The organism is Allobosea sp. RIT-PG3_2 (assembly GCF_057321085.1).
Window position 1 is genome coordinate 534,644 of the sequence record NZ_JBXWCA010000002.1, and the last position, 25,874, is coordinate 560,517.

General features: G+C 64.8%; 19 protein-coding genes, 1 tRNA gene and 1 pseudogene. 9 read left to right on the top strand and 12 right to left on the bottom strand.

All coding sequences use genetic code 11. The annotated features are described in order from the left end of the window. Positions 1–57: 57 nt before the first annotated feature. Complete coding sequence (locus tag AC2FAN_RS08170; RefSeq protein ID WP_485173353.1) at positions 58–1,050, bottom strand: LysR family transcriptional regulator; 993 nt, start codon at positions 1,048–1,050, stop codon at positions 58–60. Positions 1,051–1,161: 111 nt separating this feature from the next. On the opposite strand from AC2FAN_RS08170, the gene AC2FAN_RS08175 reads away from it, so the two are divergent. Further along, complete coding sequence (locus AC2FAN_RS08175) at positions 1,162–1,767, top strand: FMN-dependent NADH-azoreductase (protein WP_476806448.1); 606 nt, start codon at positions 1,162–1,164, stop codon at positions 1,765–1,767. 76 nt (positions 1,768–1,843) lie between these two features. Further along, a pseudogene (locus AC2FAN_RS08180) lies at positions 1,844–2,184 on the top strand (ABC transporter permease); the annotation flags it as partial. Between the two features lie 19 nt (positions 2,185–2,203). Here AC2FAN_RS08180 and AC2FAN_RS08185 read toward each other — a convergent pair. The 4 genes from AC2FAN_RS08185 to AC2FAN_RS08200 are packed head-to-tail and all read right to left on the bottom strand — an operon-like array spanning position 2,204 to position 6,377. Next, entirely contained in the window at positions 2,204–3,637 is a 1,434-nt protein-coding gene (locus AC2FAN_RS08185) for an amidohydrolase family protein (protein WP_476806449.1), read from the bottom strand. A 14-nt stretch (positions 3,638–3,651) separates the two neighbouring features. Next, the gene (locus tag AC2FAN_RS08190; RefSeq protein WP_476806450.1) at positions 3,652–4,677 is read right to left on the bottom strand and encodes an ABC transporter substrate-binding protein; all 1,026 of its coding nucleotides are present in this window, start codon (positions 4,675–4,677) and stop codon (positions 3,652–3,654) included. A gap of 37 nt (positions 4,678–4,714) precedes the next feature. After that, complete coding sequence (locus AC2FAN_RS08195) at positions 4,715–5,491, bottom strand: ABC transporter permease (protein ID WP_265051331.1); 777 nt, start codon at positions 5,489–5,491, stop codon at positions 4,715–4,717. A gap of 1 nt (position 5,492) precedes the next feature. Beyond that, the gene (locus tag AC2FAN_RS08200; protein ID WP_476806463.1) at positions 5,493–6,377 is read right to left on the bottom strand and encodes an ABC transporter ATP-binding protein; all 885 of its coding nucleotides are present in this window, start codon (positions 6,375–6,377) and stop codon (positions 5,493–5,495) included. A gap of 124 nt (positions 6,378–6,501) precedes the next feature. On the opposite strand from AC2FAN_RS08200, the gene AC2FAN_RS08205 reads away from it, so the two are divergent. Together AC2FAN_RS08205 and AC2FAN_RS08210 are read left to right on the top strand one after the other, a co-directional pair. Beyond that, positions 6,502–7,254, top strand: coding sequence for a GntR family transcriptional regulator (locus tag AC2FAN_RS08205; protein ID WP_485173354.1), 753 nt, complete (start codon positions 6,502–6,504; stop codon positions 7,252–7,254). A gap of 219 nt (positions 7,255–7,473) precedes the next feature. Next, a complete protein-coding gene (locus tag AC2FAN_RS08210) occupies positions 7,474–8,715 on the top strand; it encodes an amidohydrolase family protein (protein ID WP_485173355.1) in 1,242 nt (413 codons plus the stop codon). 507 nt (positions 8,716–9,222) lie between these two features. Here AC2FAN_RS08210 and phhA read toward each other — a convergent pair. The 3 genes from phhA to AC2FAN_RS08225 all read right to left on the bottom strand — a co-directional run bounded on the left by phhA (position 9,223) and on the right by AC2FAN_RS08225 (position 13,244). Beyond that, the gene (gene phhA / locus AC2FAN_RS08215) at positions 9,223–10,098 is read right to left on the bottom strand and encodes a phenylalanine 4-monooxygenase (protein ID WP_485173356.1); all 876 of its coding nucleotides are present in this window, start codon (positions 10,096–10,098) and stop codon (positions 9,223–9,225) included. Between the two features lie 1,511 nt (positions 10,099–11,609). Continuing rightward, on the bottom strand, positions 11,610–11,852 hold the full coding sequence (locus AC2FAN_RS08220) for a hypothetical protein (protein ID WP_442864865.1): 243 nt from the start codon (positions 11,850–11,852) through the stop codon (positions 11,610–11,612). Between the two features lie 327 nt (positions 11,853–12,179). Beyond that, entirely contained in the window at positions 12,180–13,244 is a 1,065-nt protein-coding gene (locus AC2FAN_RS08225) for an AI-2E family transporter (protein ID WP_476806453.1), read from the bottom strand. A gap of 523 nt (positions 13,245–13,767) precedes the next feature. Here AC2FAN_RS08225 and AC2FAN_RS08230 point away from each other — a divergent pair. Further along, positions 13,768–14,100 (top strand): potassium channel family protein, encoded by a 333-nt coding sequence (locus AC2FAN_RS08230; RefSeq protein ID WP_265051325.1) that lies wholly within the window; start codon positions 13,768–13,770, stop codon positions 14,098–14,100. A 141-nt stretch (positions 14,101–14,241) separates the two neighbouring features. Here AC2FAN_RS08230 and AC2FAN_RS08235 read toward each other — a convergent pair whose 3' ends face one another. Next, on the bottom strand, positions 14,242–15,885 hold the full coding sequence (locus AC2FAN_RS08235; RefSeq protein WP_485173357.1) for a DUF2252 domain-containing protein: 1,644 nt from the start codon (positions 15,883–15,885) through the stop codon (positions 14,242–14,244). 223 nt (positions 15,886–16,108) lie between these two features. Here AC2FAN_RS08235 and AC2FAN_RS08240 point away from each other — a divergent pair, with 223 nt between their 5' ends. The 4 genes from AC2FAN_RS08240 (at position 16,109) to AC2FAN_RS08255 (ending at position 20,519) form a co-directional block, all read left to right on the top strand. After that, positions 16,109–17,623, top strand: a complete 1,515-nt coding sequence (locus AC2FAN_RS08240; protein WP_485173358.1) for a phospholipase D family protein — start codon at positions 16,109–16,111, stop codon at positions 17,621–17,623. A 177-nt stretch (positions 17,624–17,800) separates the two neighbouring features. Then, complete coding sequence (locus AC2FAN_RS08245; RefSeq protein WP_485173359.1) at positions 17,801–19,498, top strand: SulP family inorganic anion transporter; 1,698 nt, start codon at positions 17,801–17,803, stop codon at positions 19,496–19,498. A 198-nt stretch (positions 19,499–19,696) separates the two neighbouring features. Beyond that, a complete protein-coding gene (locus AC2FAN_RS08250) occupies positions 19,697–19,951 on the top strand; it encodes an ATPase inhibitor subunit zeta (protein ID WP_485173360.1) in 255 nt (84 codons plus the stop codon). Between the two features lie 491 nt (positions 19,952–20,442). Further along, positions 20,443–20,519: transfer RNA gene (locus AC2FAN_RS08255), tRNA-Arg, on the top strand. Positions 20,520–20,900: 381 nt separating this feature from the next. On the opposite strand, the gene AC2FAN_RS08260 is transcribed toward AC2FAN_RS08255, so the two are convergent. The 3 genes from AC2FAN_RS08260 to AC2FAN_RS08270 form a co-directional block, all read right to left on the bottom strand. Further along, entirely contained in the window at positions 20,901–22,313 is a 1,413-nt protein-coding gene (locus AC2FAN_RS08260) for a mannose-1-phosphate guanylyltransferase/mannose-6-phosphate isomerase (RefSeq protein ID WP_265051321.1), read from the bottom strand. A gap of 289 nt (positions 22,314–22,602) precedes the next feature. Beyond that, positions 22,603–24,012, bottom strand: a complete 1,410-nt coding sequence (locus AC2FAN_RS08265; RefSeq protein WP_476807172.1) for an HlyD family type I secretion periplasmic adaptor subunit — start codon at positions 24,010–24,012, stop codon at positions 22,603–22,605. Next, positions 24,009–25,751, bottom strand: a complete 1,743-nt coding sequence (locus AC2FAN_RS08270) for a type I secretion system permease/ATPase (protein ID WP_485173361.1) — start codon at positions 25,749–25,751, stop codon at positions 24,009–24,011. Before AC2FAN_RS08270 ends, AC2FAN_RS08265 begins: the two co-directional genes overlap by 4 nt. Positions 25,752–25,874 lie beyond the last annotated feature (123 nt).

The following is a 25,874-nucleotide window of genomic DNA, read 5'->3' on the forward strand; positions in this document are numbered from 1 at the left end:
CCGGGAGAGTGCCGAAACACGCCGCGGAAACCACGCGAATTCGCGTGATGCGCGAGATCACGCCACTTGATATTCCGGCTCCGCGGCGGGCGTGAGCTGGCCGCTCAGGGGTTCGTCCAGCCTGATGCCGCGCTCATGGGCCTCCATCTGACAGGGGTCCCAGTAAGGCGTGCCGCCGAAGCGCTCGACGAGCAGATCGATCAGCACCCTGACCTTGCCGGGCACATAGGCTCCCGGCGGGCGCACGACATACAGCGCGCGCGTCGGCATCGGATAGTCCAGCAGGATCGGCTCGACCGCACCGGAGCGGATCCCATCCGAGGCGATGAAGGTCGGCAGGACGGCGAGCCCAAGGCCCGCGACCGCCCAGGCGAGCAGCGTGTCGCCGCTGTCGGAATGCATGCGCCCCGCCGGCCGCTCCGAGACCCAGCGCTTGCCGGCGCGGAAGACCCAGTCCTGATCGGCCGTGCCGCTATAGAGCAGGCAGTCATGGTCGTGCAGATCGGCCGGCGTCGCCGGGTGCCCCCGCCGCTCCAGATAGGCCGGGCTGCCGACGACGGTAGCGTGGACCGGTGCGATGCGGCGCGCGATGAGGCTGGAATCCTTAAGAGAGCCGATGCGGATCGCGGCATCGAAGCGCTCGCCGATCAGGTCGACATAGCGGTCGCTCGCCTGCACGTCGATCTCCAGCCGCGGATAGGTCTGCGCCAGATCGCCCAGCAGCGGCGCGACATGCCTGTTGCCGAAGGTGAGCGGCATTGCGAGCCGCAAACGGCCCGCGACCCCGCCCGCCTGCTGCGCCACGGCCTCGCGCGCCTCGTTCAGCTCGGCCAGGATGCGCTCGCTGCGCGCCTTGAATTCGAGCCCGGCCTCGGTCGCGCTCACGCCGCGCGTCGTGCGGCTGAGCAGGCGCGTGCCGAGCTCTTCCTCCAGCCGGCTGACGCGACGGCTGACGATAGACTTCGCCACACCGAGGGTCTGCGCCGCCCGGCCGAAACCGCCGGCATCAACCACGGCAATGAAGCTTCGGATATCGTCGAGCTCCGCCATCGGCGTTCCTCCTGCAGCAACAGTCTGGTCCCTATTATGGCGGTTCTAGTGCGGTTCGTGAACCACTACCTTGCAGGCCATCGAGATCATTCCGACACAGGAAGCATCATCATGGCCACCGTCCTCGTCCTCAACAGCAGCGCCTCGGGCCCCGACTCGGTATCGAAGCAGCTCGTCCGAAGCACGGTCGAGCGCCTGCGCAGCCAGAACCCCGGCGTGCATGTCGTCGAGCGCGACCTCGACGCCAACCCCATCCCGCATCTCAACGCCGAAACGACGGCTGCGGTGCGTGCCGGCGTCACCGAGACCCCGGCGCAGCGCGAGGCGCTCGCCCTCTCTAATGCGCTGGTCGATGAGCTGAAGGCCGCCGACACCATCGTCATCGGCGCGCCGATGTATAATTTCGGCATTCCCTCCACCCTGAAGAGCTGGTTCGACTACGTGCTGCGCGCCGGCGTCACCTTCCGCTACAGCGAAGCCGGCCCCGAGGGCCTGCTCAAGGGCAAGCGCGCCATCATCGTCGAGAGCCGCGGCGGCCTCTACAGCAGCGGCCCGGCCCAGGCGATGGACTCGCAGGAGCCGCATCTGCGCACGATGCTCGGCTTCGCCGGCATCACCGAAGTCACCTTCATCCGCGCCGAGAAGCTCGGCTACGGCCCGGAAGCGCGCGAGGAAGCGATCCGCAACGCCAACGCCGAGCTCGCCCTCGTCGCCTGAAGACGACACGAACAGGAAGCCCCGCATCGGACAACCGATGCGGGGCTTTTTTTGTCTGCGTCCTGTGGCCGCCGATCGGCTCGAGGAGGCCGCGCGCGATCTCGGAGCAACGCCGCGGCGGACATTATGGCATGTCATCGTGCCGGTCATCCTGCCGTCGCTGATCGGCGTTGGCCTGTTCGGCTTCACGCTGTCATGAGACGAGATTGCCCTGACATCGCAGACGGTTGGCGAGAAGAACATGCTGCCGCTCGAATTGCAGGCGCTGACCTCGACGGTGACGACGCCAAAATCTATGCGCTGGGGACCATCACCACCGGCGTCTCCTTCGTGGTGATCGAGTTGGCACTGATCGCGATCCTGCTGCGCGCCCGGCAGGCCAGGCGCGGTTCGGACGCCGGGAAGAGGCTTGTCTAGGGGCTCAAGCGCCCACCGCCTATCCGCAGCAACCGGGCTCGAACCATGAGGCGGTGGCGGCGGCGAGCGCCGGCCAGGCGGCTTGCAATCCCCGGTAGCGCGGCAGGTTCCTGCGAAACAGAGCGCGCAATTCGGCTTCCATCCGCTCCAGTTCGATACCGGTTGGGCACCCGTCCCTGACGATCGTCCGGCCGGCCACGACGACGTCGCGCACGCAAGCCGTGCTGCCGCGCGCAAACAGCAGGTCAAGCGGATCGACCGGCATGATCGCATCGCGGTCGAGATGGTCGAGGTCGATCGCCGTGAAATCGGCCGCCGCGCCCGCGACCAGCGCGCCGGGGCCGGGAGCGCCGACAGCCTTGCGCCCATTTCGCACCGCCAGCGCCAGGAACTCGGGCCGGCTCCAGTTGCGCCGGAAGCCCACGCCGTCATGTGCAAGCTGCACCAGCCGCATCTCGCGCAGCACGTCGTCGTCCTCGTCGAGCGCGCAGCCGTCGACGCCGACGGCGATGGCGCAGCCTCTTGCATGGGCTTCGGCGATCGGCCCTAGCCCGGAATGCAGATGCAGGTTCGAGCTGAAATTGGAGACGATGGTGGCGCCGGCCTCGGCGATCAGATCCAGTTCATCGGACCTGGCATGGACGCAATGGGCCAGCGTCAGCCGCTCCGACAGCAGACCGATATCCCTAAGGTAGTGCAGGATGCCGTTGGGAAAGGCCCGGTCGGCCCATTCACGCTGGTAGACCGTCTCCAGCAGATGCATGTGCACGCGCCGGCCGGTCGCGGCCGAACGTTCGGCGATGGCCTCGAGCAGGGCCGGCGAGCACCACTGCACGCCGGCCGGCCCGAACTGCACGTCGATCATCGGCCCGGCGATGGCGGCACTGACCTCCTCGATCAGGTCGAGATAGGCCGCCGGCGGCAAGGCCGGCCGGATGAAGAGCTCCTCGACCGGCTGCCGCGCCTCGGCTGGCAACGCATCCAGCAGGGCCGCGCTGTCGCCGTAGACGAGCGGATTCTGGTCGCGCACCGCCAGGGCGAAGGCCAGGCGGATGCCGACATCGCCGGCGGCGCGGGCAATCGCTTTCGCCTCCTCGATGATCGGCATCGCGCCGCTGGGGCGGGTGTAGTGAACCATCATCGCGCCGCAGCCAGCGCGCGCGGTCCTGGCGAGCGAGACGGCGGCTGCGAGGTAAGGGTCGGGCGGCGTGCCGAAGGTGGCGCGCAGGATCCAGCTTTCGAGCGGCAAATTGGCAGCGCCGAACGAGGTCATGCTCGGCCGGGCATGGTCATGCGCGTTGACCAGTGCCGGGATGATCAGTCGGCGCCCGCCCGCCGGCGCAACCTGCCCGCTCAGGATCGCATCGATGACGCCATCCGCGTGCCGAAGCACGGCATCCGCGACGCTGCTCTCGCCCGTGAACAGGGTCGTCGCGAAGGCCGTCTCCCTCATTGCGCCCTCTCGTCTCAGTTGGCGGTGTAGACCAGCTCGCGTTCCGCCTTGGCCGGCAGGAAGGCCCGCGAGAAGATTTCCTCCGGCTTGGGCGTGCGGCCGAGCTGGTAGCCCTCGACGATGATGCCGATGGCGCGCGCCATGCGGTCATCCTTGGTGTCGCCGATGCCGATCTCCTTCATCTCGGGCGAGACGATGAGCTCGCTGAAGGAGTATTGCAGCCGGCGCTTCTCGACCTTCTCGTCGACGAGATTGTCGAAGTTCATCACGCCCTTCATGCCGATGGCCTGGTCCCTGGCGATCTCGATCATCGCCTTGTTGGTGGCGCGCACCAGCCCGGCCACGGCCTGCGGGTTCTCCTTGACCAGCTTCTGCGAGACCATCAGCCCGTTCGAATAGAGATCGAGGCCGTAATCGCCGAACATCAGCCAGTTGAAGTCCTTGTCGGGGTCCTGGCGGTTCAGCACGAGGTTGAAATAGCTGGTGATGTTGAAGACCAGCGCGCCGTCGATATCGCCCTTGATCAGCAGCGGCTCCTGCAGGTTCGGCGCCATGTTGGAGAGCTTGATCTTGTCCATCCCCACATCGTTCTTGCGGGCAAACACCTCGAGCAAGCGCGTCGTCGGCGTGCCCTGCGCGCCACCCAGCGTCTTGCCGACGAGATCGGCCGGCTTGCCCACGCCGGTGGCCTTCTTCGTCACAATGGCGAAGGGCGGCCGGTTCCACATCATGTAGACCATCACCGGCGCCTCGCCGGGCTTGGCCGCCGCGTTCTGGATGATGGCGTTGACGTCTCCGAAGCCGGCCTCGTAGGCACCGCCCATTATCCGGGTCACGGTCGCGCCCGAGCCTTCGCCCTGATCGATCACGACGTTCAGCCCCTCGGCCTTGTAGTATCCCTTGTCGCGGGCGACGAAGAAGGCGGCGTCGGAGCCCTGGGTCTTCCAGCCGAGCGTGAACTTGATCGTGGTCTCCTGCGCCAGCGCCGCGCCGGCGCAGACGAGGCTTGCAAGGACTGTCGCGGTCAATGTCTTGAACATCGTGGTCTCCCCTTTTTTTGGACGGTGGCGGTGGATCTCAGGCGGCGGCGAGGTCGCCCTTGCGGTTGGCCCAGCCCGTGACGCGCATCTCGATCAGCGAGAAGGCGACGTAGAGCGCGACACCGAGGCCGGCGAGGATGAACAGCCCGGCGAAGACCAGCGGCGTGTTGAAGTTCGACGAGGCCGACATCATCACATTGCCGATGCCGCGATTGGAGGCGACGGTCTCGGCCAGCACCGTGCCGACGAAGGCATAGGTGATCGCGACCTTCAGCGAGGCGAAGAAGAACGGCATCGTCCGCGGCAGGCCGACATTCCAGAGGATGTCGAGCTTGCTGGCGCCGAGCGCCTTCAGCACATCCTCCATTTCCGGTTCGGTCGTGGCGAGGCCGGTGGCGATGTTGACCACGATCGGGAAGAAGCAGATCGAGAGCGAGGTCAGCACGGCGGGCACCGTGCCCGAACCGAACCAGAGCACCAGGATCGGCACGACCGCGACCTTCGGGATCGAGGAGAAGCCGATCAGCAGCGGATAGACCGTGTCATAGGCCGTGCGCGAGACGCCGATCACCGCGCCGAGCAGGACGCCGAGCGCGACACCGAGCACGAAGCCCGCCATCGTCGTCGCCAATGTCTGCAGGATATGCGGCCACAGGATCGGGAAGCGCTGCACCAACGTCGCGACCACCTGGCTCGGCCGCGGCAGGATCAGGTCCGACATGCCCGAGATCAGGCAGAACAGCTCCCAGCAGACGAAAAACAGAACGATCAGTGCGGCCGATCCAAGCCTTTGCCTGATGCGACGATCGGCCATGTCAGGTGCCCTCCTCGGGAGCAGGCGCCGAGCGGGCATCGACGATGAGATCGCGCAGGCGCTGGTTCAGGGCGACGAAATGCGGCTCGAAGGTCATCGCGATCGAGCGCGGCCTGGCGAAGGCAACCGCACTGTCGTCGATGATGCGGCCGGGGCGGGCGCTCATCACGCAGATGCGGCTCGCCAGGAAGCCGGCCTCGCGCAGGTCGTGCGTCACGAGCAGCACGGTGGGGCGATGGGCCAGCCAGAGCTCCTGCAGGATCGCCCAGAGCTCTTCGCGCGTGAACTGGTCGAGCGCCCCGAACGGCTCGTCGAGCAGGAGCATGCGCGGCTCGTGGATCAGAGCCCGGCACAGATTGGCGCGCTGAAGCATGCCGCCCGAGAGCTGCCAGGGATATTTGCCGGCAAATCCGCTGAGGCCGACCTGCGCGAGCAGGGCATGCGCCTTGTCGCGAAAGGCGCCGCGCTTCTCCTTCGCGTAGCGGGCCCGAAACGGCTGGACGATCTTCAGCGGCAGCATGATGTTCCGCTCGATCGTCAGCCAGGGCAGCATCGTCGGGTTCTGGAAGGCCATGCCGATCCGCAGCGCGTTGGCGGCGACCTCCCGGCCGCCGACGACCACAACGCCGGATGTGGGCTTCACCAGCCCGCTGACCAGCCTGAGAATGGTCGACTTGCCGCAACCCGACGGACCGACCAGAGCGAGGAACTCGCCGTCCTGAACGCGCAGGCTCGTCTGCGCCAATGCCGGGACGGCATTCGTCCCGTGTCCGAAGGTGATGCTGGCCTGCGACAGCTCGATCGCAGGAGGCCGTGGGCCGGCAGCCTGCCCTGTGAACGCGAGCGGCGCCGCAACGACGGAAAGTTTGATCTTGGCCGGGCTCATGCAGGAAAGTGCATGCAATCGTGATGCCATCTTGTATCCTGATCTTCGATCAGGCTCGGCCCGGGATTGCGGAGCGTCGAAGCGAGGCGTTAAAGACGGGCTGATTCAACCGCGGATACCGAGCATGGCGCGCGACACGGCCGGGAAGGCATCGTCGGACAAGGTTGGGACGATCTGCCGAGCGCTGCGCCGCGCGATCATCGAGCAGGCGCTGGAGCCGGGAGCCAAGCTGCCGGAAGATGCGCTTGGCGAAAGCTTCGGGGTAAGTCGCACGATCGCGCGCCACGCGCTCGGCCAGCTCGCCGCCGAAGGTCTCGTGGAACTGCGCCGCAACCGCATCGCCGTCGTCGCGACGCCGAGCTGGCAGGAAGCGCGCGATACATTCGATATCCGGATCGAGCTCGAACGCCTGGTCGTTCGTCAGCTCGCGGGCAGGCTTGGCAAGGCCCAGCTCGCGGCCTTGCGCGCCCATGTCGACGCCGAGGATGCGGCGCGCGGCGGCGCTGACGCGGTATCGATCCGCCTCGCCACGGAATTCCACATCCTGCTGGCAACCATGACCGAGAGCCCGATCCTGATCCGCTATGTCAGCGAGATCGCCTATCGGTGCTGCCTGACGCTATCGCTGTTCAGCCGGCCGCATTCCTCCGAATGCGCAATCAACGAGCACCGCCTGCTCATCGATGCGCTGGAAAAGGGCGATACGGAGCAGGTGATGAGCCTGATGCACCACCATCTCGATTCCGTCGCGGAGCGGGCTCTTGTCGCCCAGGCCAAGCCGCGCGGCCGCAACATCGTGGATATCCTGGCGCCCTATGCCGAACCGCCAGCTGTCCAGGCCATCTCGCGCAAGCGGCCGCTGAACGCAGCCGAATAGCCGCGGACATATGGGCGTTGGTGTGACAGTGCCCTCCCGACAGTTGTTTCGGACAAGCCGCACCGTGTGACACCTGCGGCCGAACGCATGCCGGTGAATTCCAGGTCTGCCGGCATCTTGCGGCGGCCCGTGCTCAGCGAGCCCGGCGGCGCGCTACTCCGGCACACAAAGTGCATGCAAGTTTTTTGCACAATTGAATGCCGGTTCCCAAGCATCCGAATGCCCACGCGCAACGCCCTTGATCTCGTCTTTCGCCAAGCTGTCATTCCTGGGCGCGACGAGCCGCTCGACATCGGTGTCAGCGCCGGACGAATCGCCACGATCGCGCCACGCCTCGTCTGTGACGCACCCGCGATCGACGTCGCCGGCCGCACCGTCATCGCAGGCTTCGTCGACAGCCATGTCCATCTCGACAAGGCCTGCCTGCTCGATCGCTGCGGGCATGTTCACGGTGGGCTCCGGGATGCGATCGCGGCGGTCGCCGCGATGAAGCGCGCGTTCACGGAGGCGGATGTCTACAAGCGTGGCGCGCGCGTGATCGAGAAAGCGATCGCGAAAGGCACGACCCGCATGCGCACCCATGTCGAGGTCGATCCGCGAGCGGGCCTGCGCAGCTTCACCGCCGTCAAGGCGCTGAAGACCGATTACGCCTGGGCGCTCGATCTCTCGATTTGCGTCTTCCCTCAGGAAGGACTCACCAATGACCCAGGAGCCGAAGAGCTTCTGATCGAGGCCCTGCGGAACGGCGCCGACCTGCTGGGCGGCTGCCCCTATACCGACACCGATCCGGCGGCGCAGATCGATCGGCTCTTCGAACTCGCGCAGGAATTCGATGTCGACCTCGACTTCCACCTGGATTTCGACCTCAACCCCACCTGGATGCATCTTGAGGAGGTCTGCCGCCAGACCGAGCGACATGGCTGGGGCGGCCGGGTCGCGATCGGGCATGTCACCAAGCTTTCGATGGTGACACCGGAAGCGCTTGCGTCGATCGGGTGCCGGCTCGCTGAAGCGGGCATCGCGCTGACGGTGCTGCCCGCGACGGATCTTTATTTGACGGCGCGAGAGCTGACGCACGCGAAGCCGCGTGGCGTGACGCCGGCCCACTTGCTCGTCGACCAGGGCGTGGTCTGCTCGGTCGCAACAAACAATGTCTTGAACCCTTTCACGCCGTTCGGCGACGCCTCCCTGCTGCGCATGGCCAATCTCTACGCCAACGTCGTCCAATGCGAGCCGCCGCTCTTCGAGCGCTGCCTCGATCTCGTCACGTCCCTTCCGGCCAGGCTGATGCGACTCGACGACTACGGCATCGCCCCTGGCAACCCCGCCGACCTCATTGTCCTCGACGCCCCCACGCCGGCTGACGCACTCGCCGAAATCGCAGAGCCCGTCATGGGCTTCAAGCACGGCCGGCTCAGCTTCGAGAGACCTTCGGCACGACTGCACGCGCTGGCGCGATGAGACCCGCAGGCGATGTGAGGCAGATAGGCATATCGGGCGCAGCCACACTCGCGGCGCGCCCGACACGTGAGCCGTTCTACCAAGCCGCTCGCTCATCAGAATGGCTCCCATCCGCTGCGAAGTTACTCGCCGGTTGCGCAAGCCTGAGCGCGCCGCTAGCGAAGCACGCCCGCAATGAAGAGACGCGAAAGTGCGCGCCGTCCCCGTATCCCAACGCAACGCGCCAGGAGCGGCCTCTGGCTTGCCGCTGGAACGAGGACCTCCGCAGCGCCGCAGCGACACGGCCGCAAGCGAGCTTCCTCGGATGTTTGAAGAACCTGCAGGCAAATGGCCAGAGATCGGCCGAAAGGTTGCAACGGGTCCGTCAGTCCTTCTACGGATCCCTCACAAGCGTGCGCACTTCGTTGGCCTCGGCGTGCGTGGGAGAACAGTTCTTGTCCCGCCCCAAGAAGCCCTTCAAGGCCGGCACTGCCACGCTTGAGAAGCTCGCTGACGTTGGATTAAGCCTCACTTCAGCTTCGCTTTCGCTACCGGGAAATCGCGCCAGAAATGGCCGGTGCCTTTCCGGATGACCACGTCCTGCGGCAGGATGTCGAAGGGCGTGTGGGCCGGCAGAGCGCGCAGTTCCTCGAAACGCTTGGTGAAATCGGTGCCGCTGAGCAGGTCGAACAGGTCCTCGAAGCGGTCGATGACGAAATAGGTCGCCTGGAAATCGTCGATGTAATAGCCGGTGCGCAGCACGCGCTCCAGATTGAAGGCCACGTGGTGGGCGGAGGGGTCGCCCACCACGTATTTTGCCTCGCCGAAGGACGAGACGATGCCGGCGCCGTAGATGCGGATCCCCTCGGGCTTGCGGATCAGCCCGAATTCGATGGTGTACCAGTTGAGGCGGGCGAGGAACTTCACCCCCTTGGTCTCGACGGCGACGAGCCCGATGCGGCCATATTCGTTCATGTAGTCGGCATAGGCGGGATTGGTCAGCAGCGGCACGTGGCCGAAGACATCGTGGAAGACGTCGGGCTCCTCCAGATAGTCGAGCTGCTCGCGGCTGCGGATGAAGGTGCCGGCCGGAAACTGGCGGTTGGCAAGCATCTGGAAGAAGGGGCGCGACGGGATGAGCCCCGGCACCGCCACCACCTCCCAGCCGGTCAGCCGCCGAAGCCGCTCGTTCATGCGCGCGAAATTCGGCACGCCTTCGGGGCCGATGCCCAGCGCGGCGAGGCCGTCGAGATATTCCTGGCACACATGGCCCCTCAGGGTCCGCTGCTGACGCTCGAACAGCACGCGCCAAATGGCGTGGTCCTCGGGGGTGTAGCGCTCCCAGCCTTGGTCGATGATGCATTCCTCGACCGTCTGCGCGGTCAAAAGAGCATGTCCGGGCATCGCGTTCTCTCCTGAGAGCCGGCCCCAACTCCGGCTGCGGGGCTCCGCATCGCCATAACGCGCGACATGGCCTCGCAGATCCGGCAGCGCCGGGAGCGAAGCTAGAATACGCCCTTGGCGGCCGTGCGCGAAGGATGTGAAGGGTGTGAGCCGCGATCCCTCGCTGCAGGAGAGGGCGGCCGCGCTCGACTAGCAAACCAGACTGCCCAAGAGCTGGCGTTCCGAGAGTCTGAAAAGGCCCAGTCCCGGAAGCTCTACGTCACGGAGATCAACGTGCTCATCACTGCCTCGCGCGACCATGAAGAGCAGCGCATAGGTCATCGCTGCCGTCGGAGTACCGCTCGCGAATCCGACAGATGCGACGCGGAGAGGGTGCAGGACGCCGTGTCCGGCGCGCCGTATGACGGCGGCGATCGGAAACTTCATCGAATGGTTCGACTACGCGCTATATGGAGCAGCGGGCGGGCTGATCAGAACCGGCTCTGATTTGACCTCGTGCGCAAGCCCCTTGGGCCCTGGACCAGAAAGTGAGCGCCGTCGGCGTGTTTTGAACGCGACCAATCCGCCTTGTGTAATGCGCCTTAAAGGCCAATAGTCAGCGATCCATGAGTGACGCGGATAGCTTCTCGCCGTGGTTTGCCATCGCAGGTGAGGGCTTCAAGCACGTTGGTCTGGAGGGGCGAGGGGGCGGGAGAGCGGTTCATTGAACCCAAGGAGACCGGCCATGAGCGAATTCTTGAACTCGGCAGGGACGACACGTCGACGCGGCCTTTTCTTCTTGTGGTCGGCGGTCACCTTGGCCTTCGCGGGGGCTGCTGCGGTTTTGACGGCATCGCAATCCCAAGCTCAAACCAACGGCATGGAACGACGCGGGGATCGGCGCACTGGACGGGACGTTCGACGCACTGATCGGCGTACTGGCCGCACGACGAGGCGTGAAGAGCGCCGAAACTGAGTGAGCGACCAAACTGTCGCATCGGCACTGAGCGTCGAGACAGTTCAACTCACTTGTTCGCGCATGGCGCGTTGGCGAGCCCCCCGAAAGGCGAGAGCAAAAGCGCCGGGGCGAAACCACACTTCGAACGCACTAACGGCAAAGCCGTACTCGATAAGCCACATTCAGCCGGAAAAGCCACTGGGCGGCCGCTTCCGTCGCGGAACGCTCCAGAACGGCGGCAACTTTCGCGAACGCACTCGCTGCCGGCTTCATTGAGGCCGGCAGCGAGCCGAAGACGCGGATGCTCGCGACCAGAGCGCCGGTCCGAAAAGTGGAGTGCGATTTTTGGGAAAGCTGATTCAAAAACAAAGCGCTGCAGCATCGGACTGAATACGATATTCAGTCCGATGCTGTCATGTCGCGCCGGCGGAATTGCTTCTGGCATCAGCGGCCGGCGGCAACGCAGCCATGCGAAAGGGCTACCCGCTCGGGCCCACCACGTTACGAGCATGCGCCCAGGCTGCCAGCGGCCTGATCTCAGAGCGCTGCAACGCGGCTCGGTCGCCGCCAGGCGTCAGCGGCGAACGCCGACCCTGTTGACACCGCCATTGCGATTTCCCGGACGAGGCGCGGTGACAGCGCCAACCCCGCCGGGCCGAGCGACCAGACGCACGCCGGGCCGCGCGATGCACCCACTGGGGTAACCGATATAGGTGCAATAAACGACGGCATTTGCGGTTTTCGTTGTCGCGGCAAGGCCAGTGAAGGCGATGCCGGCCGTGGCCATAGCGAATACGGCAAGTTTCATCTTTGTCATTTTGGGTGTCCCCAGGATTTTGAGGAAAACAAGCGCTCGCAACTATCAACCCTGTCACTATCGCAGCGGCGCGAACATTGTACCTGAGTACATGAGGTGTGCAGCACATCCAGATCAGCGCCATTCGCTCCGGCAATGTATGGAGGCGGAAGAAGATGGTGCCAACCGTCAGCACCGCTACGACGAGGAGCATCACCATCGCGACCGTGAGATAGTCCGGTATCTCACGGCGCCGTGATGCGCGGCCTTTCACGGAGCCCGTCAGGCGCATGTGCAGTGCTGCCCACGATCGAGGTAAGACGACACAAGGACCCGGAACGACGCGATTCACACCGGGTGTTGCTGCAGCCATTCCAGCAGCAACACGTAGCTGACGGCCAGAAGCACGGGCCCGACAAATAGCCCGAGGAGCCCGTCAACGATCATGCCGCCGATGACACCCATCAGAATGACCGGCATCGGCACATTCAGCCCTCTGCCGAGCATCAATGGTCTGAGAATATTATCGCCGAGACCGACGCCGATATTCCAGATCAGAAAGATGACCGCTGGCTGCGTTGCCTCGTGAATGAAGACATAGCCGACCACAGGCAGCGTCAGCAAAATCAGCGGCACCTGCATGATACCCAAGATGAGCGCAATAAGCGTCAAGGGGCCGGCTGCCTGAATTCCGATGGCGAAGAAGCCCAGGCCTAACAGCGATGACTGGATCAGAGCCACGCCAACCACGCCGAGCCCCACGCCGCGGATCGTGGCTGCGGTCAGCGTGACCAGTTGCTCCGCGCGCTCGTTGCTCCCTGTGACGCGTGTCAACAGACGATGAGCGAACGTTGCGGCCTCCTTCCCGTAGAGAATGAGCACCCCGGCAATCGCGAAGGACAGTACGAATGAGAGTTCGCCAACGGCAAGGCCACCAGCAAACGTAGCCAGCCACGCCAAGGGCCCGCTGAGCAGGTGACCGTACTTTGCCAGCGCCGCGGGCAAGTTGGAGGCGACGAGTGCCCAGATCTCCGTTAGTTTCTTGCCGATCAAGGGGGTGCCATCGAGCCATAGTGGTGGCTGTGGAATGGAAATGTCCTGGCTCTGCAAGGTCGAGATCAGCGAATAGAGCGTCGTCGCAAGCGACGTCACCGCAATCACCATCGGGCCCAGCATCAAGACGACGCCAATAAGCCCGATCAAAAGCGCCGATCCACGATTTCCCAGCCGCGGCATCAAGCGCAGATGGAGCGGATAGAGGATCACTGCGAGGATCGCCGACCAGATCAAAAGGAATGCGAAGGGAAGCACGATCCGTGCGCAGGCATAGACCAGCAGGGCAACCAGACCGACCCGAATGGCATTATCGATCATGGTCGATGAGCGACCAAGGTTTGGAGCCTTCTCGTCCATCGACCTGCCCCCCGTATTGAGTTCCCTGCAAGAGCCGGCGCGATGTACGGTCGTCAGCCCAACCATTCTGGATCAGGTTGGAGTTGCGAGGAGAATGGGCTGGATCTCCGGTCGGCTCAGCGGGGCAAAAGCTCTAGATTCCTGCCCGTCAGATTGGCCGACCATCTTGGCTCTTCTGCGACGCAATACACAGTACAATGAATGTAAGCCCTGTAAACAGGGCATTGGGCCTGCCGCGGCTTTCTCACGACAGACGCAACTCTTGCGCCGGATGATGCGCGTCCGACTCGCCTAGCGGCTGACGAAAAGTCAAACGCTCTCCAACACGCTCGTCAGAGCGCCGACGGCCCCCCATCATCGTGCGGTTGTCTTAGTCTATGCGAAACGGCATCCTTGACCAGCGAATACAATCACTAGACAGTTCAGGCTTGCGGCGCCTCGCTCATGGACGCCCTCCGATTCACCGAGTGGCGGTAGTCTTTCTCGACCGGTCTGTTTGCCCAATTTTACGGGGTCTGATCCGATGGAACCCAAAGAGAAACGGCGCGCCTTTTTCTTCGCCTTCGCGCAACAATTCCGTGTGGTCGGGCCAATTCTGTCCGGAGTCGTGGTTGTCATGGCCGCGATTGGCTTGGTGATCGGACGCATCGAGGATTGGAGGATGGGCGAAGCGCTCTACTTCACGTTCGTCACCGGACTTACGATCGGTTACGGAGATTTTGCGCCCAAACATTTCAGCTCGCGCGTGCTCGCCATCTTCATTGGATTCTCCGGCATCGTTCTGACCGGGCTTGTCGCGGCAGTCAGCGTCGAGGCACTCCGCGCGACGGAGATCGATTCTATCGACAAGAAATAAGGTTCACCCCGCCAATCCCCATGCCGCAGCTTGGCCTGCCCCTGAAAAACGACCCTCCGTGAAACAGGCTTTTGAGGCTTGGCAGGATGTCGCTATGGCGCAGAAGAAGCACAAGCCCGAGGAGATCGTCGCGCTGGCGGGCTAGGCGTCCAGATAGGCCTTGACCTTGCCCTGGCGCACGGCGGCCTTGAGGGCGGCATGATCGCGCTCGGCCTGGTCGGCATAGCTCACGGAGAAATCTCCCAGGGCCTCATCGAACTGGTCGTTGGATCCGAGATAGCCGCTAATGCCGGCAGCGTTGCCGGCGACGGCATGGGCGCGTGCCAGCACCCAGCCGCAGGCGAGGGCGTAGCTCAGGAGCAGCTCCGCGTCGAAGGTCACGACAAGCGGCTTGATCTTGGCGTCGCGCAACTGGCGCACATAGAACTGCTTGCCCGAAAGCTCAGCGGTGACCCAGCCAAGGAACAGATCCGACGCAGGCTGCATCAGGCGCTGCCCGACGACGACACGCTGGCCGTGCTGGGAATAGGCGCTCGTGCCGGCATAGGGCTCCAGCACCGAGGTCACCGCCTCCTTGAACTGCAGGAACAAGGGGTCGTTGCAGGACGACATCATCAGGACAACCCAGCAGCGGCGCCCGACGCTGCCGACGCCAACGACCTTGATGGCTGCGTCGACCAGATGATAGCGGTCGAGCAGGACGCGACGGTCCTCTGACAGGGTCTCCCGGTAATCGCGGAAGATCCGCTTCAACTGCTCCTCGAAATCCGGACCACGCGATCCCTCGGGATGGTAGATCAGGGGCGGCATGTCGCGAATGCGGATGCGGCCGCCCACCATGTCCGTGATCTTGGGAAAATCGGTTTCAGAGCCGTCCTGCTGGGCCGCTTTCGCGATCCGCTTCTGGATCCGGCCACGTTCTCGCGCTGGCGCCAGGGAGACGAGATCGTCACCGGTGACGCGCGCGTACCAGACGTCGAGCGGATGCATGTCCGCGTAAGTCGCAAGGTGCCTGCGGTAGCTGCGCACGCAGGCGATGGCGGTGTCACGCGCCGTCCTGGCCGGCAACCCGATCGACCGGGCCGCGAGGACGAACGAAGTCGCAAGCCGCTTGATGTCCCACTCCCAGGGGGCCGGAAGAGTCTCGTCGAAATCATTGATGTCGAAGAGTATGTTGCGTTCGGGCGTGGCAAAACCCCCGAAATTCATCAGGTGGCAGTCGCCGCAGGCCTGTACCTGGATTCCGGTGTTCGGCGTGGTGCTGAGATCGGCCGCCATGATGCCCGCCGATCCGCGGTAGAACGCGAAGGGCGATTGCAGCATGCGTCCATAGCGGATGGGAACGAGCTCGGGAATGCGATCGGCATCGGCAGCCTGCAGGAGGGCGAGCGGGTCGGGGCGGCTTCCATTAGGCGCCCATGTCCTATGCTGTGGGCGCGAAACGCGATCGCGGAGCGCCTTCCCGGCCTTCATCCGCTCCGCCAACGACATCGCTTGCGTGAATTCGTCGGGTGGCGGCTGATTGGTAGGGATCGCGTCGGCGCTGGCGCCGTGACGGACCTCCAGCTGCGACCTCTTCGGCGACGCGAGCCTCTCCGATCTAGCAGACATGAGGCCCCCACACAGGAAACAGCCGGCGCAATCTTTACGTAACGTACGCCTTTTCGCGCGTTCGAGAACAGGCTTTGAGGCCATGATGTCACCGAATTGTCGGATCGTGGCGCGCGCCGTCCCCTGCTGCGGGGGGCGGGCCGGGCGCGACGACCGCCGCGCCGGCCTGGGCATCCTCCGCGGCATCGGCCCCGATTTTCCGGCCCGAACCCACTTGCCCGCGGCTTGTGCTTGACGGATTGCCTAGGCCGCGCTTGTCTGCCAGCGAGGGATGGTGGAGAGCACCATGCGCCGCGAAAAGCCCAGCCCGATACGCTCCGATCCATTGGGAACCGGCCGTTTTGCGGGGGCGGTCCGGCCTCGGTCACCGGGCGCGCGCGCAATCCCACGCAGGATCGTGAATTGGCTGGGACGGGTTCTCAACGGCCGTGCCGCCCGCCCTTGGTCCGACGATCAGCGCAGCGCATCGACGGCGTTCGGGGATCCCGCTTCGACCAGGCTGGGACAATCCTTCGGCGCGGCCGCCGCCGAGCATCCCGGCCTCTCCGGCTTCAGCCTCCTGATCCACGGGCGCGAGGCCTTCATCGCCCGTCTCGCGCTTGCCGACATGGCCGAGCGCAGTCTCGACATGCAGTATTATTCCTGGGACGGCGATATCACCGGTCGGATCATCGTCGATAGCGTGATGAAGGCGGCCGATCGCGGAGTCAGGGTCCGTCTTCTCGTCGACGACGCTTTCTACAAGGCCAGCGATGCCGTCAAGGCCGCGCTCGACGCTCACCCCAATGTCGAGATCCGCCTGTTCAATCCGGTGACAAATCGGCGCTGGTCAGCGCTTGATTACATCGTCGATTTCGGCCGGTTGAACCGCCGCATGCACAACAAGCTGATGGTTGCCGACAATGCTGCGGCGATCGTGGGCGGCCGCAATATCGGTGACATCTATTATGGCGTGAACACGATCGCCAATTATCGCGATCTGGACGTTTTGGCGGTCGGGCCCGTCGTCCGCAATCTGTCCGATGTCTTCGACCGGTTCTGGAACAGCCCGTCGGCCGTGCCGATCGCGGCGCTCGTCGAGCGCAGTTATGGCGCTGCCGATCTCGATGCCATCCTCATTCGCCTGCGCGGGGAGATCGACGCGGCCAAATACCCTTATCCGATCGACCAGGACCTCGACGAACTGGCGGCCCAGAGCGCGGAGCTTCGCGATAATCTCGTCTGGGCACAGGGCCGGGTCATCGCCGACGATCCGGAAACCATCGCGCCGGGCATCGAGAGCGACCATGTGGTTGCGTTCATCCGCGGGCGGGTCGCCGAGCTGAAGCAAGAACTGCTGGTCGAGACGCCGTATTTCGTTCTGCCCGCCAGGGCGCAGGCAACCGTCAAGGCGCTGCACCAGCGCAATGTCCGGGTGCGCGTGTTGACCAATTCGCTGGCTTCGAACGACATGCTGCCGGCGCATTCAGGCTACGCCAAGACCCGCAGGCGGCTGCTGGAGAACGGCATGGAGCTCTACGAGCTGCGCCCGGATACCGACGCCTACCGGCCGGGCTGGTCGCTCCGTTCCGGCCGGTCCCCCGCAGCCTTGCACGCCAAGGCCATGGCCTTCGACCGCGAGGCTGTGTTCATCGGCAGCTTCAACCTCGATCCGCGCTCCGCCGTGATCAACACCGAAGCCGGGCTCTATATCGAGAGCCCGGAGCTGGCGGAAAGGCTGGTCGCCTACATGGCCACCGGCGTCGTGCCCGCCAACAGCTACCGCGTTCTTCTTGCCCCGAATGGCGGCATCGTCTGGGAGACGGCGCGGGAGGGGCAAAGCGTCCACTATCGCGACGAGCCCGAGACCCGCTTCCGCCGGCGTCTCGGCGCCGACCTGTTGAAGCTCCTGCCGATCGACTCGCAACTCTGATGCGGTGGAAGGCCCGGCTACGTCGTTGGAGCGGATTTCATACGACGGAGCTGGTCTCCTGCAGTGCGGGTAAGAGCCAGGTTGAAGTACTGCAGTAGACGTTGGCGGCGGTTTTAGTCAGGATGTTCAGCTACCTTTGCGTATTCAGGCTTTCGAGCTTGTGCGATGGCGGGGTCAATGCAGGCTGCTTCGATGCACGGGAACGACTCGAATGCTGGCGGGCTCCGCTTCGACGTCGTTGCGGGGCTTACCGCGGCCGCCGTCGTGCTGCCCAAGGCCATGGCCTACGCCACCGTGGCGGGCCTGCCCGTACAGGTTGGTCTCTACACCTCCCTCGTGCCGATGGCCGTCTACGGATTGCTCGGCTCCTCCCGCGTACTCAGCGTCAGTTCCACCACCACGCTTGCGATCCTCACTGGCGCCCAACTCGGTGCAGTGGTCCCGGACGGCGACCCGACCAAGCTGCTCACTGCGACGGCGACGCTGACGGCCCTGGTTGGCGCCTTGTTGCTTCTCGCCAGGCTCCTGCGCCTGGGATTCGTCGCCAATTTCATCTCCGCGCCGGTACTCACAGGCTTCAAGGCCGGCATCGGCCTCGTAATCCTGCTGGACCAGGCGCCCAAGCTCTTCGGAGTGCACATCACAAAACAGTCCTTCTTTGCCGACATTCTGAGCGTCGTGCGCGCGCTTCCGGAGGCGTCACTGCTGACTGTCGCGGTAGCGGCGGCGACTGTGATCGTCCTGATCGGGATGGAGCTTCTCAAGCCGCATTCGCCCGCCCCCCTCATCGCAGTGGCCGGCGCGATCGCAGCCTCGTGGATCTTTCACCTGGGCGCTCAGGGCGTCTCTACCGTGGGGCACATACCGCAGGGCCTTCCGTCGTTGACGCTCCCCAATCTTGCGCTCGCACTGCAACTGCTGCCGGGAGCGTTCGGGATTGCCCTGATGAGTTTCACCGAAACCATTGCGGCTGGCCGGGCTTTTGTTCGCCCTCGCGATCCTCCGATCAATGCCAATCGAGAGTTGGTGGCGACAGGCGCAGCCAATCTCGTCGGCTCCTTGCTTGGCGCGATGCCGGGCGGCGGCGGCACGTCGCAAACGGGCGTTGTTCGCGCAGCGGGCGGGCGAACACAGGCGGCCTCGCTGGTGACTGCGGCGGCAGCTCTTGCAACCATGCTCCTGTTCGCGCCTTTGCTCGGCCTCCTGCCGAACGCCACGCTGGCAGCCATCGTCATCGTCTACTCAATTCCCCTTATCCAGCCGGCGGAGTTCAACGCCATTCGCCGAGTGCGCACGATGGAGTTCCGCTGGGCGATTGTCGCAACCCTTGGCGTCCTGATCTTTGGAACCCTTCAGGGTATTGTCATCGCGGTCATCCTGTCGCTGATCGGACTGGCCAGCCAGACTTTCCACCCCCGGGTTACGGTGATCGGCCGCAAGCGTGGAGCCGACGTGCTCCGCCCTCTTGGACCTGAAAACCCCGATGACGAAACCTTCGAGGGATTGTTGATCGTGCGGCCGGAAGGGCGGCTCTTCTTCATCAATGCACAGGATGTGGTTGATCAGATCGCCGCTCTCGTTGGTCAGCATAAGCCGCGGGTCCTCGCGCTCGACCTCAGCCGCGTTCCGGACATCGAGTATTCGGCCCTCCAGATGCTGCTGGAAGGCGAGAAACGCCTGGCGGAACAGGCCGTCACGGTCTGGTTCGTGGGCCTCAACCCTGGTGCGCTCGAGGTCATTCGCCATGCAGGCCTGGACACGTTGCTTGGCCCAGACCGGTTGCTCTTCAACGCACGCGGTGCCATCGAACGCTACACGGCGCTGAACTCGCTAACCGTCAACGCTGCCGGGTTGGTTCCTGAGCCAAAAGCGTGAGAGGCCGCTTTCCAATCGGCTTTGTTGACACCATCCTGAAGCTACATCGGTTCCAGCGATGCAATCCATCGGGCCACGGAGCTACAGCGGAAGGCGCATTCACCGGCCGGCAATCGGAGAATTTCGAAGGACCAGTTCAAACGATGCGCAGAGGACGATCCTCCGCAACAAGCTCCTCGCAGGTGGGCCGCTGAGAAATTGGCAAGCTCGGGCCGGGACGCCGATGCCTGTTCGGACGACTTTGCCAGGGGCACGGTCGATCCCGAGCGCAGTGACCTGTTCAGCAAAATCCGCAAGGACTTTGACGCCGCGGGCGTTGCCCAATCGGACGAGCAAATCCTGCGCATCATGACCAAACTCATGCTCAAAGGGGGGAACTTCATGCCAACAACGCTGCGAGGTTCCCGCGATGCCGCAGCGGTGATGCTCACGCGCGATCTCCCGTCGCGCTGAGGTCGGCTGTCGATTGCCCGTATAGCGCTACGGGATGCTAACCTGATGAACGGAATGGCATGGCCGACTGCAGGCCACTAAGCGCTTTTGGGCCAGGCAAAATTCAGACATGGCGACAGCCCGCGTATTGCCAAGCCGACATCCGTAGAGCTCGACATGCCCCCTTCTGGCTGTTGAACTGAGCTCGAACCAGAATGCCTGAAAGCGGACATGGTCAGAGTCCGGAAAGGGCCATTAGCGGCGCTGCCTTCCCGGATCGTTGCAAAAAATTGGTTGCGCTTCGGTTCTGCCGAGCGGCGTGATTGCCAATTCTGTGGCTCGCCCCAGTCCCGGCGTTATGCACGGGTTTGGTTGCCGGCGCTCATCAGCCACACTCGCGGCGCGCCCGACACGATTCGAACGTGTGACCTTTGCCTCTTCGGGCATGTGCTCCTTCGCAAAATCCCGCATTGCCGAAGCGGCGGGGATCGGCTATCCAGCCTTCACGGTTAGCGCCCGTAGCTCAGCTGGATAGAGCGTTGCCCTCCGAAGGCAAAGGTCACACGTTCGAATCGTGTCGGGCGCGCCATTTTTGGAATCTCGCGGGTTCTCGCGAGTTTCTGCCTTAGCCCCTCATCTTGGCGATCATCGGAGACCCCTGCTGTCGCAGTTGGCGGGGGGTGCTCATGGCTGAGCTCCGCAGGACGGGGGCGGTTGGCAAGCAAGGTTCAGGTGTGCAGGCAACCCTGCGGCAACCAGGCGATTCCTTGAGAAGGCAGGGGTTTCGCACGGGCCCGAGCGCCGGAGGCGGAGAGCGACACGGCCGCGCTGTCTCTAGCCCCGTGACCTTCACGATGACGGCGAGCGCCCTTCTGCGGCGTTATCAGGCGGAGGCGAAAGCCGCCAAACGCAGCGCAGCGTATGAGCGCTCGCGCATCAGCTCCGTCGCCTGCGGCAGCAGCTCATCAATTCAAACCCGCTTGTAGATGTCCTCGATGCGGACGATGTCGTCTTCGCCCAGATAGGAGCCGACCTGCACCTCGATGATCTCGAGCGGGATCTTGCCTGGATTGGCCATGCGGTGGGTGCAGCCGATCGGCAGGTAGATCGACTCGTTCTCGTGCACGACGAGGGTTTCCTCGTCGCGCGTCACCTCGGCCGTGCCGCGCACCACGACCCAGTGCTCGGCCCGGTGGAAATGCTTCTGGAGCGAGAGAACGCCACCGGACTTGACCGTGATGCGCTTGACCTGATGGCGCGAACCCAGATCGATCGAGAGATATTTGCCCCAGGGCCGGTGAACTTCGCGATGGGCACCGGCCTCCGCCTCGCCGTTGGACGCGATCATGGCCACGACGTCCTTGACCTTGTCGGCCTTCGCCTTCGGCATCACCAATATGGCGTCGCGCGTGGCGATGACGGCGACATCGTCGAGGCCGACCACGGCGACGAGGGCCTCCTCGGAGCGAACGAGGTTGTTCGCGCCGTCCACGACATAGCCCCTGCCTTCGACGACATTGCCGCATTTTCCCTTATCGGAAAGGTCCCAGATCGCAGCCCAGCCGGCGACATCCGACCAGCCGAAATGACCGGCGATCACCGCTGCCTTCGTCGTCCGCTCCATGACGGCATAGTCGATCGAGATCTTCAGCGCCCTGGCGAAGGCGCCGGTGTCGAGCACCCGGAAGCCGAGATCGCTCGTGCTCTTCGCGACGGCCTCACGCGCCGCGCGGATGACACCCGGCGCGAAAATCTCGAGCTCGGCCCGCATCGTGGCCGCATCGAAGATGAGGTTGCCGGAATTCCAGAGATAGCCGTCCGCGAGACAGCGGGCAGCCTGCACGGCATCGGGCTTCTCGACGAAAGCCTCGACCTGGCGGGCGTCATCGGTGATTTCCGCTCCGGGCCGGATATAGCCGTACTGCGACGCCGGATAGGTCGGCGGTATCCCGATCGTCACGATGCGCCCCTGTGCGGCCACCTTGGCAGCCCTGGCGCAAGTCTCGACGAAAAGCGCGCCATCCTGCACGACATGATCTGCCGCGAAGACGCCGACAATGGCTGCGCCGTCGCGCGCAAGGCCGAGCTCGACCGCGATCGCCACGGCGGGAGCGGAGTCTCGCCTGACGGGTTCGAGCACAATCTCGGCCTGCACGCCGATCGCCTGCAACTGATCCGCGACGGTGAACCGGTATTCCGAGCTGGTCACGACGATCGGCTTGTCGAAGACCGCCTTATCGGAGAGAAGCTGAACCGCCCGTTGGAAAGTCGATTCCTGACCGAAGAGCGGGATGAACTGCTTCGGCATCGTGTCGCGCGCGATCGGCCATAGGCCGATGCCGACTCCTCCGCACATCACAACGGGGATGATCTTCTGCGACATGGATTCACGCTCCTCGAAGTCGCTGATCAACGGCAGGTATTTCTGGGAATGACTATTATTCGCGCGTCCGACCAGGCTGAGCTGCCAAGCTAGCATGCGGCATATCTCGGCGAATAGCTCACTCCATTGACCTACTCCTTGCGGTAGGGCTTGACGCAGCGGGAAACAGCCGGGCCACGGCAAAAGGCCCGATCCACCGGCACGAGCAGCCGGCAGAGTCGGGCCTCCGCGATCTTCAGCCGCTTCCGGGCAGTTTTCGGGCCGATGCCCGTTCAAGCCGCCGCCGGCGTCACTCCTCCCTGAGGCCCGAACGCACGGAATCCATCAGGGGCTGCATCAGATAGGCAAGGGCGGTGCGCTCGCCTGTCGGCACGAAGACCTCGGCCGGCATGCCGGGCTTGAGTTTCGAACGGATCTTCGGGGGGAAGCCCGAGGCCGAGACACTGACGCGCAGCTCATAGACCATCTGCTGGGAGACATCGTCGCGCAGCGCATCGGCCGCTACCGACTTGACCTCGCCGACGGTGAAGGGCGTCGCCCGTCCCTTGAACGAGGGCAGGCGCACCTCGGCCGCCATGCCGGGGCGCAGGCTGTTCACGTCCATCGGCGAAATCTTGGCGGTGACGACGAGATCGTCGTCCTGGGGCACGATTTCCATCATGGTCTCGCCCGGCTTCACCACGGCTCCGACCGTATGGACCTTCGACGCCACGACCCGGCCGGCGCGCGGGGCGCGGACTTCCGCACGCGCCAGCACATCCTCGGCGATGCGCAGCTTCTCGCGGGCATCGGCGAGCCTGACGCGGCAGTCCGCGACCTTCGTCGACGCCTCTTCCGCGGCCTTGAAGCCGATCTGGCTCATCTGGAGCCGGATTTCGTCATTGGCCACGGACAGGCGCGCGAGATCCGCATTCAGCGAGCCGATGCGGCCCTCGAGTTCGGTCAGCGACCGGCGCAGCGGGTTGATGCGCGTCGCCGCGATGTAGCCCTGATCGGCGAGAGGCCGCAGCTTGGTGAGTTCGTCGTTGATGCTGGCCGCCTGGGTCGTCGCAGAATTGCGCTGCGCCTCGGTCGATTCATATTGCTTCCGGGATTGCGTCAGACGCTCTCCCAGAATGGAGACCTCCATCTTCTGGGCCGAGACGCGCTCCTTGAAGAGGCGTTCCTGGTCGAGCACGATCCGGCGCGCCTCCTTGCTCTCGCCGGCCTCGGTCAGTTCATTCGAGAAGGCGATGCGGTCGAGCTGGTCGATCTGTGCGGTAAGCCGCGCTTCCTCGCCCAAAGCCTGGAGGACGCCGAGCCGCGCCACGCTGCGCTGCGCGGCGGCATGCGTGGCGTCGAGCCGCAACAGCACCTCGCCGGCGCGAACCTCGGAACCGTCACGCACCGCGACAGCCTCGACGATGCCTCCCTCGAGATGCTGGACCGCTTTCCGGTCGCTCTCCACGACGACGCTGCCATGGGCCACGACGGCGCTGTCGAGGCGGGCGGTCGCCGCCCAGGCTCCTCCGGCCCCCAATGCGACGGCGACGACGATGTAGCCCTTCTGAACAGGGGTCCGCCAATCGCCACCCGCTTCGGCAGGCGTTCGCGCCAGCAGGATCATGCGCCTTGCCCCGACAAGGGCGGGCTCGAGGCGCCGACGCCATTGCGTGGTGTGGAGCGACAGCTTCTTCGCGATATTCACCGACAGTTTCATCGACGCGCCCACCTCGCCACGGAATGCGGCTCCAATTGTCGTACCGCTCCACGCTGAGGCGGCTGAACGCGGGGCCCGACGCCCGGCTGCAGCAGCACGGGCAGGATCTCGTCGCGCAGGCCGACCCTGACGGCCTGGCCCTTCTGCATGAGGATGATCTTGTCGACCTGGGACAGAAGCTGCGGGCGATGCGTGATCACCACGACGATGGCGCCCGCGGCGCGCAGGCCCGACAGGGCGCGGGCGAGCGCGGCATCGCCATCCATGTCGAGATTGGCGTTGGGCTCGTCGAGCACGACGAGCGCGGGCTGGCCGTAGAGCGCTCGCGCCAGGCCGACCCGCTGCCGCTGTCCTCCGGACAGGATCGCCCCATCGTCGCCGATCTGCGTCGTGTAGCCTGCCGGAAAGTTCTGGATGAGATCATGCGCCGAGGCGGCCGAGGCGGCGGCGACGGCGGCATCGTCCGTGGCGGCGGGATCGAAGCGGGTGATGTTGTCGCGCACGCTGCCGGCGAACAGTTCGACATCCTGAGGCAGGTAGCCGAAGATCCGGCCGCGCTGCTCGTCGGAAAAATGCCGGATGTCGTTGCCGTCGAGACGCACGACGCCCTGGTCGGGGTTCCAGACACCGACAAGCGCCCGGGCCAGGGAGGATTTCCCGGAGCCGGTCAGCCCGACGACTGCCGCGACCTCACCCGGCTCCACCTCGAACGAGACATTTTGCAGAAGCAGCGCTTGTCCGTTCGGAGCGCGCACGCTCAGGCCCTCGACGCGCAAGGAGCCCGCCGGGTGGGGGAGCGTCATGACCTCGCTGCCGGCTGAGGCGGGCTTCAAAGCCGTTCCGAGCCGGTGGAACGCGCTTCGCGCGGACACGAAACTCTTCCACTGGCCGACGGCGCCCTCGATCGGCGCCAGGGCCCGCCCCATGATCAGGGAGGCGGCGAAGATCGCCCCCGCCGCGATGTTCTGGTGGATGGCGAGATAGGCGCCGACGCCGAGCACGGCGCATTGGAGGACGAGCCGCAGCAGCTTCGTCGCTGCGAGCAGCGTCCCGCCCCAATCGGCGGCGATCGTATGGTAGGCGAGCGCTCGGCGCTGCCGGTGCCGCCATTCGCCGCGGATGGCCTGAGCCATGCCCATCGCCTGGATGACTTCGGCATTCCGGAGGGAGGCGGCGAGGCGCTCGCTGGCGCCGTGGCCCAGTTCCGCTGCGCGAACCAGGGAATTCTTCGTGACGCGCTCGTTCAGCAGGGCGACGCCGAGGATCGCGGCGGCGCCGACGGTGGCAACGAGGCCGATCGCCGGATGCAGGATGAAGCAGAGGCCGAGATAGATCGGGATCCAGGGCGCATCCATCAGTGCCGGCACGAGACTGCCGGACAATGTCGCGCGAAGGGTTTCGACATCGCGAATGGGCAAGATGTGCTGCGAGCCCTTGGCCTCCAACGCACCGCGAAACGCGGCCTCGAATGCCGGCTCGGACAGCGCCCGGTCCACGCACAGGCCGAGCTGTACGAGCGCGCGGCTGCGGAAATGCTCGAGTGCGGCATAGGCCGCAAACAAGGCAAGGACGATCAGCGAGAGCATGACGAGCGTCGTGCCGTTCCGGCTCGTCAGCACCCGGTCATAGATCTGCATCGTATAGAGGGGGGAAACGAAGACGAAGAGATTGAGAACGAAGGAAAGCCCAAAAAGCGAAGCGAATGCGGGCGTCAGACTGCGGACCGTTTGCGAAAGCATCTTCGTCGGTTTCCTTGCAGCGATGGGAATTTCAGGAGAGGCAGAGCCGGGGGATACCGACTCTGCGGGGGCGGCGAGGAGCTGCCGCCGGGATTATTCTCGAAGATCGGCGATCCGGCTCCG

Excerpts from the sequence above, each read along its gene's own strand:
- AC2FAN_RS08170 (WP_485173353.1), bottom strand. The coding sequence starts at position 1,050 with ATGGCGGAGCTCGACGATATCCGAAGCTTCATTGCCGTGGTTGATGCC.
- AC2FAN_RS08175 (WP_476806448.1), top strand. The coding sequence starts at position 1,162 with ATGGCCACCGTCCTCGTCCTCAACAGCAGCGCCTCGGGCCCCGACTCG.
- AC2FAN_RS08185 (WP_476806449.1), bottom strand. The coding sequence starts at position 3,637 with ATGAGGGAGACGGCCTTCGCGACGACCCTGTTCACGGGCGAGAGCAGC.
- AC2FAN_RS08190 (WP_476806450.1), bottom strand. The coding sequence starts at position 4,677 with ATGTTCAAGACATTGACCGCGACAGTCCTTGCAAGCCTCGTCTGCGCC.
- AC2FAN_RS08195 (WP_265051331.1), bottom strand. The coding sequence starts at position 5,491 with ATGGCCGATCGTCGCATCAGGCAAAGGCTTGGATCGGCCGCACTGATC.
- AC2FAN_RS08200 (WP_476806463.1), bottom strand. The coding sequence starts at position 6,377 with ATGAGCCCGGCCAAGATCAAACTTTCCGTCGTTGCGGCGCCGCTCGCG.
- AC2FAN_RS08205 (WP_485173354.1), top strand. The coding sequence starts at position 6,502 with ATGGCGCGCGACACGGCCGGGAAGGCATCGTCGGACAAGGTTGGGACG.
- AC2FAN_RS08210 (WP_485173355.1), top strand. The coding sequence starts at position 7,474 with ATGCCCACGCGCAACGCCCTTGATCTCGTCTTTCGCCAAGCTGTCATT.
- phhA (WP_485173356.1), bottom strand. The coding sequence starts at position 10,098 with ATGCCCGGACATGCTCTTTTGACCGCGCAGACGGTCGAGGAATGCATC.
- AC2FAN_RS08220 (WP_442864865.1), bottom strand. The coding sequence starts at position 11,852 with ATGACAAAGATGAAACTTGCCGTATTCGCTATGGCCACGGCCGGCATC.
- AC2FAN_RS08225 (WP_476806453.1), bottom strand. The coding sequence starts at position 13,244 with ATGGACGAGAAGGCTCCAAACCTTGGTCGCTCATCGACCATGATCGAT.
- AC2FAN_RS08230 (WP_265051325.1), top strand. The coding sequence starts at position 13,768 with ATGGAACCCAAAGAGAAACGGCGCGCCTTTTTCTTCGCCTTCGCGCAA.
- AC2FAN_RS08235 (WP_485173357.1), bottom strand. The coding sequence starts at position 15,885 with ATGCCCAGGCCGGCGCGGCGGTCGTCGCGCCCGGCCCGCCCCCCGCAG.
- AC2FAN_RS08245 (WP_485173359.1), top strand. The coding sequence starts at position 17,801 with ATGCAGGCTGCTTCGATGCACGGGAACGACTCGAATGCTGGCGGGCTC.
- AC2FAN_RS08260 (WP_265051321.1), bottom strand. The coding sequence starts at position 22,313 with ATGTCGCAGAAGATCATCCCCGTTGTGATGTGCGGAGGAGTCGGCATC.
- AC2FAN_RS08265 (WP_476807172.1), bottom strand. The coding sequence starts at position 24,012 with ATGAAACTGTCGGTGAATATCGCGAAGAAGCTGTCGCTCCACACCACG.
- AC2FAN_RS08270 (WP_485173361.1), bottom strand. The coding sequence starts at position 25,751 with ATGCTTTCGCAAACGGTCCGCAGTCTGACGCCCGCATTCGCTTCGCTT.